This is a genomic window from Roseburia sp. (genome assembly GCF_041325975.1).
In the GTDB taxonomy this organism is placed as follows: domain Bacteria; phylum Bacillota; class Clostridia; order Lachnospirales; family Lachnospiraceae; genus Roseburia; species Roseburia rectibacter.
This window is the reverse complement of sequence record NZ_JBGLEJ010000004.1, coordinates 1,216,865-1,231,746: the sequence shown is the minus strand read 5'-3', so window position 1 is coordinate 1,231,746 and position 14,882 is coordinate 1,216,865. Positions and strand designations below refer to the sequence as shown.

Below are 14,882 nucleotides of genomic sequence, written 5' to 3'. Positions count from 1 at the left end.
ATAGCGCGTTCAAAGGTGGCATAATTTTGGATAAATATGAATATAAATTAAAACTGGATCAGATGAAATCACTGACTGCCGAACATAATTATGAAAAGGCAGCAGAGATAGCTGATACGATCAACTGGAATAAAATAAAAAATGTAAATGCACTTGTAAAAGTTGGAGAAATTTATGAGAATACCGGTCGTTTGGAGGACAGCCGTGAAGTTTTGCTCATGGCATATGACAGATCACCGATTGGAAGGATGATCATTTTCCGTCTGGCAAAGGTTGCAATCAAAATGAAAAATTTTGATGAGGCGAAGGATTATTATCAGGAGTTTGTGGAGATCGCGCCGCATGATAATTTAAAATATGTGCTGAAATATGAGATCTGCAAAGCGCAGGGTGCAAATATAGAGACTCTGATCGGAATTTTAGAGGAGTTAAAAGAACAGGAATATACCGAAGAATGGGCATTTGAACTTGCATGTCTGTACCATAAAGCGGGTATGGCAGATAAGTGTGTGGAGGCATGTGATGAGCTGGTTCTGTGGTTTGGAGAAGGTCCATATGTGGAGCGTGCCTTAGAACTGAAGATGATCTATCAGCCATTAAATAAACAGCAGGAAGAAAAGTACCGGAGATTCTGTCAGAAACGTGAAGGTGTTGTTGAGGTCAGACCGGAGGAGGAACTTGATTCGGGGGAGATCGTTAATGAAACCGTGCAGATACCGGATGTGAAACTTTCACCGGAGCGGTTTAATACACAGAATCTGCAGGAAGAATTACAAAAAAGCATGCAGCAGATCATGCAGGCAACGGAAAAAGAAACCGTTACGGACAGTATGGATAATATCAAAAAACTCGTGGAGGAGATCCCTTATCTGCAGCTTCCGAAAGAAGAATATGATCAGTCCGGGGAAGATGAAAATAATCTGGCACATATAGAGTCGGATCACGAGATCGATGATTCATTAAAGATAAATTTTAAAGAGCTGCTTGCGGAAGAACATGACGGACAGCTTGGAATGTATATGCCGGAAAAAACGGCATTAGAGCATCAGATTACCGGTCAGATGAGTATTGAAGAAGTTCTTGCCGAGTGGGAAAAAACAAAATATGCTGCCGAAGTTGCATTAGAAGATGCAAAGCAGCGCAGACTTGAATCGGCAAAGGCACGCGCCCTGCAGGAAGCTGAAGAAATTATGGGACGCCTTGCTGATATTATTCCAAAACTTGATGCAGGCGTTGCTCCGAAAGATATACTGCAGGATCAGTATATAGAAGGCAAGCCGCTGGAAAATGACAGGGCAGCAGCTATGGTTGCAAACATGAATCAGATCTTGCAGGAAGAGATCGAACGGATCTCGACTGAGACGGCAAACATTGATAAACAGCTTGCAAAGGCAGCCGGATCGGCAGCGACTGAAACCGCATCGCAGATAGCCGGATCGGTGGCGACGGAAACTGCACCGCAGATAGCCGGATCGGTGGCGACGGAAACTGCACCGCAGATAGCCGGATCGGTGGCGGCGGAAACCGCACTGCAGGCAGCTGCATTAGAGGAAGAAACGTCCGGGCAGGAAGAACCATCAGAACTGGAAGTGAATGAGGATGAGATCGCAGAAGAAGTATCAGAGATGATGCAGACCCCGGAGAATATGGAAATTCCTGAGGAGGATCAGCTACAGGAATCCTGGACAGAAGAGGAAAAGGAAGATTTTTCTCAAGCAGATCAGGAAGATGAAATGCCGGATGTAAGGGCACAAGAGCAGTCGGCAGATGATTATGATGTAATTACTGCCGATACGATCGACCTTGGAAAAGTGGTAACGGATCAGACATTAGCAGAGACAGTAGAACATACTGTTGACGCGGAAAGTGTTCTTCCACAGATCAGTGAGCCTGAAGATGAGGAAGATTTTGAGGCGGTTACATCTTTGAGTGAAGAACTGCGAGGGATATTTACTTATTTTGTTTCGATAAAAGGAATGGAAGAGCAGATATGTCAGGCACTTACAGGTGCGGCAAGACATCTGAAAACAGGGAAGGATGCCTCCACCGGAAACATGGTGATCCAGGGTGGAAGCGGAAGTGGAAAAACAGTTCTTGCAACGGCTATGGTAAAAGCCTTACAGAAGGAAACCGGAAGGCCGAAGGGCAAGGTTGGAAAGATCGAAGCATCTGCATTAAATAAAAAGGATGTTGCATCGTTACTAAAGAAGATTTCCGGTGGGTGTCTGATCATTGAGAAAGCAGGCGATATTTCCAAAGAAACAGCAGTCCGGCTGTCACTTCTTCTTAAAAGTGATACAAGCGGATTATTTGTCATTATGGAAGATACACATCGTGGAATTGAGAAAGCACTTGGCAGGGACGAGGGATTTGCTTCCCGTTTCTCTGAGAAAATCAATATTCCGATATTTACCAGTGATGAGCTTGTCTCATTTGCAAAAGCATATGCAAATGAACTTGGATATACAATAGACGAGATGGGTATTCTGGCACTTTATAACAGTATCAGCAATATTCAGAAATATGACAGGGCAACAACACTCACAGAGGTAAAGGAAATCGTGGATGATGCGATCAGTAAATCTGAAAAGGGCGGTTTACGAAAAGCATTTAGTATCATCACATCCAGAAGATATGATGATGAAGATTATGTGATTCTTCGCGAAAAAGATTTTGGAATCTAAAATATACAGGCTATAATCATGACATAAAAATAAAGGGGTGTAAGGGTATGGCTAATTTTTCAGAGTTGGATCGCTATTTATTTGGACAGGCGACGCATTATGAGATTTACCGCAAACTGGGGGCACATTTTACGGATCAGTATGGAATCCGTGGTGTATGTTTTGATGTATGGGCTCCGAATGCCGCAAGAATCTGGGTAATCGGTTCTTTTAACGGATGGGATGAAACGGCAGATGAAATGACAAGGCTTGAGCCGGATACGATGGGAATATTTGAATTGTTTATTCCTGGTATAGAGGAAGGGGCTCTGTATAAGTATCTGATCGAGACGAAAGATGGCAAGCGGCTTTATAAAGCAGATCCATATGCAAATTATGCGGAACTTCGTCCGGGAACAGCATCTGCAGTCGCAGATATAGATCATTTTAAATGGACTGATGAAAAATGGATGGAAGAGCGTGCTAAGACCAAAGATGTCTATGCAAAACCTATGGCAATCTATGAGGTGCATCCGGGTTCCTGGAAACGCCATCCGGGCAGAGAGGATGACGGATTTTACAGTTACAGGGATCTTGTGAAGTATCTGATCCCATATGTAAAAGAAATGGGATACACACATATTGAGCTGATGGGTATTTCGGAATATCCATTTGATGGTTCCTGGGGATATCAGGTGACGGGTTATTATGCGCCGACTTCCCGTTATGGAACACCGCAGGATTTTGCGTATTTTATCAATGAATGTCACAAACATAAGATCAGCGTGATCTTAGACTGGGTGCCGGCACATTTTCCGAAAGATGCACATGGACTGACTGAGTTTGATGGGACATGTCTATATGAATACGCAGATCCGAGAAAAGGAGAACATCCGGACTGGGGTACAAAGATATTTGATTATGGCAAGAATGAGGTCAAGAATTTCCTGATCGGCAGTGCATTAATGTGGATCGAGCATTATCATATTGACGGACTGCGTGTGGATGCGGTGGCATCCATGTTATATCTGGATTATGGAAAGCAGCCGGGACAGTGGGTTCCGAATAAGTATGGCGATAATAAGAATCTTGAGGCAGTGGAGTTTTTTAAGCATGTCAATACGCTGATCCTTGGAAGAAATCCGGGGGCAGTCATGATCGCAGAGGAATCTACAGCATGGCCGAAGGTGACTGGCCGCGTGGAAGACGATGGACTTAATTTCAGCTATAAATGGAATATGGGATGGATGCATGATTTTCTGGATTATATGAAACTTGATCCATATTTCCGTAAGGATAATCATCACAAGCTGACCTTTGCCATGAGCTATAATGAGAGCGAGAAGTATATCCTTGTGCTTTCCCATGACGAGGTGGTACATCTGAAATGTTCCATGATCAATAAGATGCCTGGCGAGATGGAAGATAAATTTAAAAATCTGATGGTCGGTTATGCATTTATGATGGGACATCCAGGCAAAAAACTTCTTTTTATGGGACAGGAATTTGCGCAGCTTCAGGAATGGAGTGAGGCAAGAGAATTAGACTGGTATCTGCTGGAAAATCCGGATCATCAACATATGCAGAACTGGGTAAAGAAATTATTACATATTTATCAGAAAAACCCGGCACTTTACGAGCTTGACAGCAGTTGGGGCGGATTTGAATGGATCAATGCCAACGACGCTGACCGCAGTATTTTCAGTTTTATCAGAAAGAGTAAAGATGGAAAGAATAATCTGCTCTTTGTATGTAATTTTACACCGGTGGAACGCAAGGACTACCGTGTCGGCGTACCAAAACGAAAGACTTATAAACTGATCTTAAACAGTGAAGATGCGGAATTTGGTGGAAATGGTAAAGAATGTCCGGTAAGTTATAAAGCTGTTCGGCAGGAATGTGACGGAAGACCTTATTCGTTCGCATATCCGCTTCCGGGTTTTGGTGTAGCGGTATTCCGTTATTGAGATTCTGTAAAAAAGCAGGACAGAAGCTGGAATTATATCGAAAAACTTAATAAATACGCTGATGTATCCGATATATACATCAGCTATGGATGGCGCAGATATTTCAGGGAAATGAAAGTATGCGCCATTCTTTTGTCCTGATATCAGAGACTATGGGACAAATGTTTTGAAAAAACGGATACAGATGAATGAAGGAATTTACATCAGCCGGTGCAAAATGACAGAGATAACAAGGAGAGTCGGATCATGAGAATAGATAACCAACAGCAACAGAATAAGGGAGTAATGGATCTGATGCCGCAGACAGGAGCGGTGGAAGAAAAAAACGGGATACAGTTGTTTGCGGATGCGGTAAAGACGGAGAGCAGTAAAAAAGCGACAGGAACCACGTCTTTTCAGGCAAAAGAGGTTACTTATCTGAATCCGGCAAAAGAAGAGAAAAAGACGATCATAGATGAGATCGAGCAGTCAGGCTCTATGGATGCAGGGGAGAGAAAAGCTCAGATGGCAGTGCTTGCGGAGACTACTTCACCGGAAGACTATAAAAAAATGCAGGAGGAAGGTTTTTCACTGGATGATACCACAAGTAATAAGATCGTGACCGTGACGGATAAGATCAAAGCACAGCTTGCAAAAGCAGGGGTGGATATTTCTGCATTCGGAGATGATCTTGATTTTGAACAGCTTGCGCAGATCACGGGAAGCCCGGAACTTGCAGCGCAGATTGCAGACAGTCTGCGGGAGGCAGATCTGCCGCTTACAGATGATAATTTTAAACAGATCGCAGAGACAGTAGATATGGCAGACTCTTTATCGTCCTTGGATGATGGAGCCGTAAAATATCTGATTGATAACCAGTTAGAACCTACTGTGCAGAATATTTATTTTGCCAGACATTCTGCCAGCGCAGGCTATATGCCGGCAGAACAGCAGGATATTTCTTCTTTCCTTCCACAGGTGAAGAATGTGATCGCATCAGCAGGGCTGGAAGTAAATGATGATACAATCGCAACCAGTAAGTGGATGTTAGAAAACGATATACCGTTGACGAAAGAAAATCTTACCTATGCGCAGGCACTGCGTCAGACAGAACTTACTACAAGTGCAGAAAATGTTGCTGCACTTGCAGCGGAGGCGGTCAGTGAAGGAAAAAGCGCACAGGATGCGGTGATACTTTCCGGTTACACATGGATGGAGCAGGCACAAAATGCTGTGGATACTGTAGAAAATGCAACGGATGAAGACCTTGTTTATATTGTGGAAAAAGGACTTCCTCTCACATTAGACAGCTTAAGGGAAGCTGCGACAAACAGGGTATCAGGAAGCACAGTACAGGATGCAGACGGAAATTATACACAAAAAGGGCAGCAGCTTCTGACTGCACGCAGGCAGTTAGAGGAGATCCGTCTTGCCATGACTGCTGAAGCAAATTACCGTTTGTTAAAACAGGGTATTTCCATTGACACAGAGCCGCTGGTAAAACTGGTGGAGCAGTTAAAGGATCAGGAAAATGAATATTACAGAAATCTGTTAATGTCTGAGGGTGTGGATGCGACTAAGGAGCAGGTAGAACTCTTTGGAGAGGTTGATAAAAAAGTTACCGACATGCGTTATGTCCCGGCATATGTGCTCGGAATGAAAGATGCTGACGTGTCGACGATCAATGGTGTCCATGAGGCAGGAACGGAACTGAAGACCTCCTTTGAAAAAGCAAGCCGGCAGTATGAGACACTGATGACAGCACCGAGAGCTGATCTGGGGGATTCCATCCAGAAGGCATTTCGCAATGTGGATGATATTTTAAATGATCTTGGCATGGAACTGACGGATGAGAACCGCCGCGCAGTGCGTATCCTTGGATATAATAGTATCGATATTACGCAGGATTCTGTGCTTACGATGAAAGCGGCAGATGAAGAAGTGCAGCGTGTCTTTAAAAACATGACACCGGCAGTTGTTACACAGATGATAAAACGTGGAATAAATCCACTGGAAATGGATTTTACATCGCTGAATCAGGAGGCAGAGAGTATCAAAAGCGAGGAGCTTGGCGGGGAAGATAACCGTAAATTTAGTGAATATCTCTGGAAAATGGAACAGAATCATGAGATCAGCGAGGAAGAACGCAGTTCTTATATAGGAATCTATCGTCTGATCAGACAGGTGGAAAATACGGACGGTGCAGCGATCGGTGCATTGATACAGCAGGGAGCACCGCTTACCATGAAAAATCTCCTGACAGCTGTGCGTTCCGAAAAACGCAGCAGTAAGATGGATTATTCCGTAGATTACAATTTCGAGGGTGTATCCGGTACATCGAAAGGCAGCTCTATTACGGATCAGATTGAGGCAGCATATCAGAATAATTGTTTAAAAGATGCATCCGAATTACTGACGCCGGAGCGTGCAAAAGTTCTATTTGAGCAGGATATGGAATGGGAGAATATGACACCGGAGGAATTGAAGGCAGTACTGACACAGGCAGGTGAACAGGCGGATGAGAGCAGTATCGATGCGGATTACGCAAAAGAGCAGCTTGCACAGTTAGAACAGGCAGCAAATGCAGATGAGAGCATTTATCGTATTCTGGATAAATATGATATCCCAAATACCGTGTCGAATGTACTGGCAATGGAATCTATGCTGAACCAGCGAAACCAGATGTTCCGGAAGATTTTTGGAAGCAGTACGTCAGACCACAATGGGGATGATCAGGTAGATGCAGAGGACTTAGAGGCAATTAAACAGGAGTTGTTGGAAGAATTTGGAGAGGCTGTTTCGGAACCGGCAGATATGGCGGTTGCGCAGGAAAAGCTAGGAGAGCTTGCGGAAAATGTGATGAAAACAATGATAAACAGCGATCATGTGACAAGCCTTGATGTACGGGATATGAAAATGCTTTCTGCACAGCTTTCTGTAAACAGTATCCTTGCAAAAGAAGAACAGTATGCTGTTCCGGTGATGGTCAATGATGAACTCATGAATGTTTCTGTTAAGATCGTGCGCGGCGTGGACAAAAAAGGTATTGTCGATATCATGATGGAAAGTGAACTGCGCGGAAAAATTGCGGCGACATTCCAGGCAAAAGAAGATGGCATACATGGACTGATCGCCACAGATTCAGAGGAGACGGCAGAACTTTTTAAGGGACAGACACAGGATCTTTCGGATTTGCTTGGGGGAGAAAATGATGATGTCACAGAGTTACATTGTGCGCATATTCCGGATCTTGATCTGAATCATTTTTCCATGGGGGCATTTGGAGTCGATGCAAAGGAGGAAACGCAGCTTTCCGATTCTCAGAAAGCTGAGAACCGTGATACTTATCGTGTGCAGACTTCACGTTTGTATGGAATTGCGGAACATTTTATCAAAGCGGTAAAAGGAACACTCACAAAAGAAGTTTAGAGATAGATGCAGGATCGATGCTATTATTTTGAACTATGTTGATTCCGACAGATAATTCTGTATACCGTTATATATGGCATCGACAAGCTGATTTTGATAATCATCTGTCAAAAGAAGATCCGCTTCTGTCGGATTGCTTAGGAACCCACACTCTACGATAACAGTAGGTGTGGGTGTTTTTTTGAGCAGATAATAACTTTCATTTGCCTTTGCAACGCGGTGATTATCGGGATCAACATTTGAAATCAGACTGTCCTGAATCATATCGGCAAGTTTTTTTCCGTCCTGTGACTGACCAAAATAAAATACCTGTGCACCGCAGACTTCCGGAGAGGGGTAGCTGTTCTGATGCAGGCTGACGGTAAAAATGGGTGAGGCATCTGAAATGATCTTACAGCGGGTTTGCATATCTTCCGCTTTTTTGTTTGTACTTCCCTCAGAATAAAGACCGGTGTCAGAGTCACGTGTTAAAATGATCCGGATGGAATCCTGACTGAATTTATCGCGCAGTTTCAGTGCCAGTGCAAGGTTGATATCTTTTTCCAATGCATCATTAATGCCGACTTTGCCGGGATCGATACCTCCGTGTCCGGCATCGATCACGATCGATAAACCATCGGAAGATGATTCATTTTGCCCGTTTCCGGCAAGTTCTGTATCAGAAACGGAATCTGTGCCTGGCGTATCGGGTAGTTCTCCTGTGTCCGCGTGACTGTTTTGTACCAGTATGGCACTTTGGCTTCCAAGAAAAAAAGCAGCAATCACCAGACAGACAGCCATTATAAGTTCTATCTTTTTTTTCATAAAAAATCCCGGAGTATCGTTTTTATAAAATATTCACGATCTCCAGGGTTTATGTCATGATCTCATGTATGTATTTAGTTTATGCATTTAGATCATATAGTTCATGCATGTATTTAGTTAATATATTTTATAACAGTGTCCCATGTAGAAGGCAGCTCTAAACCAAGTTTCCAGAAAGAACCACCGGCAAGCTGGTTTTCCTGAAGAACTTTTAACTTCTCTTCCAGGGAAGCAGCATCCTCCACCCATATTTTGTAAGTGACCCCATTGTTTTCATACTGAACATAATATTGACCATCTGCATCTGACCATACCGGCTCGGCTGCATTGGCACTGATCAGTTTTTGGATCTCTGACATACCGGTTGCATAGGAGTCTAATGTAAAGAGCTGATAACTGTCAGCATCTGTAGTGTCGTCAGCATCTGTAGTGTCGTCAGCATCTGTAGTGTCGTCAGCAGGTGTCTCAGACCATACACGGGCATAAAACGGCATACCTAAGATCAACTGATCTGCAGGAACTTCTTTTAAGGTATTGGCAACCCCTTCTTTTACAAAATTGATGGAAGCTACAGATCCTGCTTCTTCAGAACCGGAATAGTGCTCATCGTATGCCATGACAACAACATAATCTGCAAAAACCGCCTGCTCTGCACGGTTATAGAACGCAGTATAGCTGGTAGGAACATAATCATCCACGGAAAGGACAATTCCGTTGTTTGCACATTTCAATGAGAGTTCACGGATAAACTGAATGTAAGAGTCGCCGACTTCGGAACTTAATGCCTCGAAATCGACGTTGATACCGTCAAAGTTATACTGAATGGCTGCGGAGATCAGGTTATTAATCAGATTTTCGCGTTTGGAAGTATAAGTTAAAACGGATGTGGTATCGACATCTTTGTTTTCCAGATTGCTTACAAGTGCCCACACTTCAATACCATTCTGGTGGCAGTAATTTACATAGTCGGAGCTTGCAAGAGAAGCAATATTTCCGTTATTGTCATTCAGATAGAACCAGGTAGGGGAGATAACATTGATCCCTTTGGTATTCTGGAGCACAGATGCAATGGTTGTATTGGCATCCGCATTTGTGATCTGATGCCAAGCCATGTTGATCTTAAAATCCTTTTTAATATGTGTAAATTCTTCTGAAACGTAATCGCTGGTCAGTGTTTTGGCAGATGTGGTGCCAAGTGCTTTTGATTTGACGTATCCAATGATGCCATCTGCGGTGGATATTTTTGTCCAGGTATCACCTGTCTCTAAGACAGTAACTTCTGTATTTTTGTCGATATCTGCAAGGATTGGACTCTTAATGCCGCCTTTTTGCCGGACCTGCGTTTTTTGTTTAGCCGGTGCAGTTGTGTAATCGCCCCAGGCGGTCGTAAGAATTACACGGTTTGGAGACTCAAGTACTTCATATGAGAAATCAGAGTACAGTTTTAAAAAGTCAATTGCAATATATGCAGTCTGTGCATCTGCCTTGACAACTGCATGATCTAAGGAATGGGAATCCTTTGTTACATAGTAACTGGTGCTGTCTGCATCTGCAGAAATGAGATCTGTCGCAGTTGTATAAAGAAGTTTATTTTCGTTGTGATCCCAGTAAAAACGGTCATTAAGATTAGAACGTACTGTTTCATAATCAAGATAGACAGTTCCGTTAAGGAGTTTTCCTTTTGCATCAAGAACCTGGTTATTCAGGATCAGGGCTACGTCCTGTTCACTGGACAGATTATAGTAATCAGATAAGTTCATATGTTCCTTGGAAGGTGTATATTTTTCAATGATGCTTCCGAGAAGCATAAAACAGATAATGACGACGATCAGAGCACCGGCAGCTAAAACAGGGACAAATTTTTTTTTCATATAAAGAACCCTCTTCTTCTTAAGAATTATCGTATGTGCCCCTATTGTAGCATAATGATATGTAAATTCAAAGTTATTTGCTTTATTTTAAGGAATCATTCATTTTATTTTAAAGAATTAGAATTTTTAAAAAACTGCCGTAAGGAAAAACTCCCGCATACGGAAGGCTTTCCTTACGGCAGGGTTTATGTTCGGTAAAACCCTGCCGTTTCTTTTTTTCGGATTTGTATGTTGCCTTAGATAGTCGTTTTATATTCTGACTGGGTGGGCATTGAGGTACTCCATCCCTGTCAATTATTCAGATCATCATATATTTGTTTTTTTGATTTTATCAAAATGTAATTCTGTAAGCACCCCCTCGTTGAATACATAATCTCTCATATAAGAATTTTCTTCTGTGACAGAGAGCTCCTTTGTGACCTCTTTTGAATTGCTTGGCACACCTTCAAACCAGATGGTTGTTCCCATATGTTCTAAGGAAGAGAGCTCTAAGTAAAGCTTTTTCATATGTTCAGAATCCAATATTGTTATCCCCCGTTTTCAATTTCTGTATGACAAAGCGGATTAAAATCCTTTATTCCCAAAAGGAAATTCGCTGGTTGCAATTGTGTGATATATTATAAAATAATTTCTGCAGAAACTTTTCAGCAGATAAATTTCTGCAGGATGGAAAAATGTTCTTTTTTTATATAAAATGGATCCGGAATAAACGGAATACTGCTTACAGAAATCTGGTAAAAACGGGAAAAATCACGAATCTGTTTTGGACTTTCCGTTCGTGTTAGACAGTAAAAACCTTCCCCAAGGTTTGTATAGTGACTGAGCGATTCTAATAGATCCCGATATTGCCTGATATTCCATGGTGCGAGACTTCCGATGACAAGCTTTCTGTCACAGCGTAGAAATTCATGGATACAGCACTCACCAAAATTGCCAAAATCAAAGAGCAGGATCTGATATCCCTGATTATACAGACCCGGCAATTCGTCCGGTGTCACATCCGGATAGTAATCCACTCCGTGAATGTTAAAAATGGTACGGCTGTTCATAAATCCACATCTGCACGGGAGCGTGGTTTCAGAAGGAATCGTTGAAAGATTTTTCCTTTTATGAAGCTCTAACAGTGCAGTTTTTTTATGCAGCTTTGAATGACTCAGGTTTGAAAGCGCAATTGCAAGGTGCGTAACACCGGCACCGGCTGTACTGCCTGAAATGCCTATGGTAAGTCTCTTATTTAAATCAGTTTTTCCGATGTTCCGGATGATGTATCAGCTCCTTTCGTTGTAGGATTTGCATAATGAGACGTTCCTTCTCTAAAGTCACATGAAAAGGATCAGTGTCTTCAGGAAAACAATAGACCGGATTTTTCAGATACCTGGCATACTTTCTGGCAGCATTTTTATTGCCATGATTACAGATATATACGTGAGTGCCGGCACTTTTCAGCTGGCTGGTAAAAGCAAGTGTATCTGCAATATCCCATGGACTGCCGCTTAACAGGATAAATGTCAGGTCAAAGTGACCGAAGTCAAGGTATTCACTGGTATGGATACCGAAATCCCTTACCCGGATTACAGATGGTAAAACAGGATCTTCTATTCCGGGACCGTAACAGGGAGTGGCAGAAAAATTTTTTGACTGAAATATGCCCTGATTTTCTGTGGGCAGAAAACCTGCCTGTGTCATGGATATAAGGTTGTCAGAATGATCCATTGGTATATAACAGCAGGGAATATGTTTGTGATTCAGAGTGTTTACCAGTGATACTGAAAAAAATGTTGCACCGGCACCGGAACGGCTGCCGATCACGGCTATGTTTTTTATGAGATGTGTAAAAGAATGACACGCAGAATCTCTTTTTTTGAATGCCTGTCTGAAAATAAAATTTTTCCTGGCTGGAGTTTCCTGACCAGTTGGTTCTGACAGTGCAGACATAAGATCAGTGGCTGTCTGATATCTGGTGTTTGGATCTGGATCAGCAGCTTTTTCTATAATATGCGTGAGTGCTTCGGAACAGTCTGGTGTGCATGTTCTGGAAAGTATTTCTAACACTTTCCCAAGAGAATAGATATCGGAAGCAGTAGTTACAGTATTTCCATTAAGAGCTTCCGGGGCAGCATATCCATCTGTTCCGTATAACTGGAAATTTTTACCAAAAACGGTAATAAATGAAGCGATTCCAAAGTCGATTAATTTTATCTGATTTCCACATAATATAATATGCTCCGGTTTTAAATCCTGATACAGGATAGGGTATGGAGATAGATGATGCAGGTAATCAAGAACGGCACAAATCTGCAGTCCGTAATTTATTAATTGTTCCTCTGGAATTATTTCCTGATGGAGAATAAAATCCTCCAATGAATCACCCTGAATAAATTCTTCTATCATATAAAAAAAATGATCATCTTCGTCGATATCATATATGAGGGGGATGCCAGGATGATTAAGATTCTTCAGAAGGCAGGCCTCTTTTAAAAGCTGTTCTTCTGAAAAGTTGGAAGTGTTTCGTGCAGTGTCTTTGGGGATACACTTAATGGCACGATAAACTTTCAGTTTGAGATGTTCGGCAAGATAGACAGTGCCGCTGCTGCCGGCACCAAGAGTCGAAATAATGCGGTATTTGCCAAACAATAAATTGGTATCTATGCGATATCCGCTCCTTTCCGGGCGTGTCATATTCGCATCTCATGCATAGTTTATATCATGAATTGTTTTACATTGCAACTTCTTTTGTAATGTTTGTGTAATATAGACAAAGATTAATGCTTATAATACAGCATATGTTACAGAAAAAAGAGTTGTTATTCATGCGTAAAAGGTCGTTATGGTTTTAGAAAGTTTTAATAATGGTATACTTTACATCGATATTGCATTTGTTTATAATAGATGTACAGTTTACAGGGTTTCCCGGATAAAAGGAAGTGATTGTATGAAAATTGAAAAAGTAAATGATAATCAGATTCGTTGCACACTGACGAGAGAAGATTTAGCAGAGCGCCAGATTAAGTTAAGTGAGCTGGCATACGGTACGGAGAAGGCAAAGATGCTGTTCCGTGATATGATGCAGCAGGCTGCATACGAGTTTGGGTTTGAGGCAGATGATATTCCGCTGATGATAGAAGCGATTCCGTTGTCGGCAGATACCATTATATTAGTCATTACGAAGGTAGAGTATCCGGAGGAGCTTGATACGAGATTTTCCAAGTTTTCTGATCCGGATCCAGAGGATTTATATGACGATGCCATTGTTGGTGCGAATGCTCCGATTTCCGAAGGAGCAGATGATATACTTGGAATATTTAAAAAACAGCAGGAATTAAGAAATGCAGCAAAAGCAAAGCAGAATGACAATTTCGTACCGTCAGATGGCGGTCAGAAAGAAAAAGAAGATCCGGTCAAAGTCCTTGTAGACATTACGAAATTATTTATGTTCCAGAATCTTAAGGAACTCTCAAAACTTGCTGCTGTATTAGGTGATTTTTATAAGGGAAAAAATGATCTGTACGAGGATGCTGCGACACACAGATACTATCTTCTGGTAAGTAAAAGCAGCCAGTCACCAGAGGAATTCAATAAAGTCTGCAATATTTTATCTGAGTATGGAGCACAGCAGGCATATTCACCTGCGACAGAGGCATTTTTTGGTGAACATTACAGACTGGTCATAAAAGGAAAAGCATTGCAGATGCTTGCAGCATTATAAATGGCAGATTGTACTTTCCCGGGTTGCAGATTCGGGTTGATATCAAAAAGGATCGTGAAAATGATGACATTTTCGCGATCCTTTTTGAGTGTTTTTCCCGGAAGTGGGAATGACTATGCAAGATCTTTTGCAAGGAAATCATTGATCTCTTTTACGAGAGCATCCGGCTCAATTCCGTGAACCATGGCAGCTTCTTCGATGGTCTCCATCTGGGAAGATGGGCATCCGAGACAATGCATACCGATATTTAAAAGAATTGGCGCGATGTTTTCGTCAATCTGAAGCAGTTCGCCGATCATAGTAGATTTTGTTACCTGTGTCATATAGTCCTCCTTATAAAAATAGGTTTTTTTAGTTTTATCACAGCTTATTATGCCTGGATGTGGTCATTATAATACGAATTGGCGGGGATTGCAATCAGTTCGGGGGGAAGTATGAAAAAATAAACATGGAAAAAAACAAT

At 42.1% G+C, this 14,882-nt stretch carries 10 protein-coding genes; 4 read left to right on the top strand and 6 right to left on the bottom strand.

Translation table 11 applies throughout. The features are described from left to right. Positions 1 to 26: 26 nt before the first annotated feature. The 3 genes from ACDD58_RS09300 to ACDD58_RS09290 all read left to right on the top strand — a co-directional run bounded on the left by ACDD58_RS09300 (position 27) and on the right by ACDD58_RS09290 (position 8,038). Positions 27 to 2,684: a tetratricopeptide repeat protein gene (locus ACDD58_RS09300; protein WP_370777127.1), complete on the top strand. Its 2,658-nt coding sequence runs from the start codon at positions 27 to 29 to the stop codon at positions 2,682 to 2,684. Between the two features lie 47 nt (positions 2,685 to 2,731). Further along, entirely contained in the window at positions 2,732 to 4,630 is a 1,899-nt protein-coding gene (gene glgB, locus ACDD58_RS09295) for a 1,4-alpha-glucan branching protein GlgB (RefSeq protein WP_117921645.1), read from the top strand. Between the two features lie 246 nt (positions 4,631 to 4,876). Then, complete coding sequence (locus tag ACDD58_RS09290) at positions 4,877 to 8,038, top strand: DUF6240 domain-containing protein (RefSeq protein ID WP_186900084.1); 3,162 nt, start codon at positions 4,877 to 4,879, stop codon at positions 8,036 to 8,038. A 33-nt stretch (positions 8,039 to 8,071) separates the two neighbouring features. Here the strand turns inward: ACDD58_RS09290 and ACDD58_RS09285 are convergent, their stop codons facing one another. The 5 genes from ACDD58_RS09285 to ACDD58_RS09265 all read right to left on the bottom strand — a co-directional run bounded on the left by ACDD58_RS09285 (position 8,072) and on the right by ACDD58_RS09265 (position 13,392). Continuing rightward, entirely contained in the window at positions 8,072 to 8,842 is a 771-nt protein-coding gene (locus tag ACDD58_RS09285; RefSeq protein ID WP_117921649.1) for an N-acetylmuramoyl-L-alanine amidase, read from the bottom strand. A 113-nt stretch (positions 8,843 to 8,955) separates the two neighbouring features. Continuing rightward, positions 8,956 to 10,713 (bottom strand): glycosyl hydrolase family 18 protein, encoded by a 1,758-nt coding sequence (locus tag ACDD58_RS09280; protein ID WP_186900083.1) that lies wholly within the window; start codon positions 10,711 to 10,713, stop codon positions 8,956 to 8,958. Positions 10,714 to 11,019: 306 nt separating this feature from the next. Then, a complete protein-coding gene (locus tag ACDD58_RS09275) occupies positions 11,020 to 11,220 on the bottom strand; it encodes a hypothetical protein (RefSeq protein WP_117921716.1) in 201 nt (66 codons plus the stop codon). 137 nt (positions 11,221 to 11,357) lie between these two features. Further along, positions 11,358 to 11,762 (bottom strand): hypothetical protein, encoded by a 405-nt coding sequence (locus ACDD58_RS09270; protein WP_117921653.1) that lies wholly within the window; start codon positions 11,760 to 11,762, stop codon positions 11,358 to 11,360. Between the two features lie 190 nt (positions 11,763 to 11,952). Continuing rightward, the gene (locus ACDD58_RS09265) at positions 11,953 to 13,392 is read right to left on the bottom strand and encodes a serine/threonine-protein kinase (protein WP_118209926.1); all 1,440 of its coding nucleotides are present in this window, start codon (positions 13,390 to 13,392) and stop codon (positions 11,953 to 11,955) included. A 148-nt stretch (positions 13,393 to 13,540) separates the two neighbouring features. Here ACDD58_RS09265 and ACDD58_RS09260 point away from each other — a divergent pair, with 148 nt between their 5' ends. Next, a complete protein-coding gene (locus ACDD58_RS09260; RefSeq protein ID WP_117921656.1) occupies positions 13,541 to 14,419 on the top strand; it encodes an adaptor protein MecA in 879 nt (292 codons plus the stop codon). Positions 14,420 to 14,532: 113 nt separating this feature from the next. On the opposite strand, the gene ACDD58_RS09255 is transcribed toward ACDD58_RS09260, so the two are convergent. Next, the gene (locus tag ACDD58_RS09255; protein WP_006855380.1) at positions 14,533 to 14,742 is read right to left on the bottom strand and encodes a DUF1858 domain-containing protein; all 210 of its coding nucleotides are present in this window, start codon (positions 14,740 to 14,742) and stop codon (positions 14,533 to 14,535) included. Positions 14,743 to 14,882: the final 140 nt, after the last annotated feature.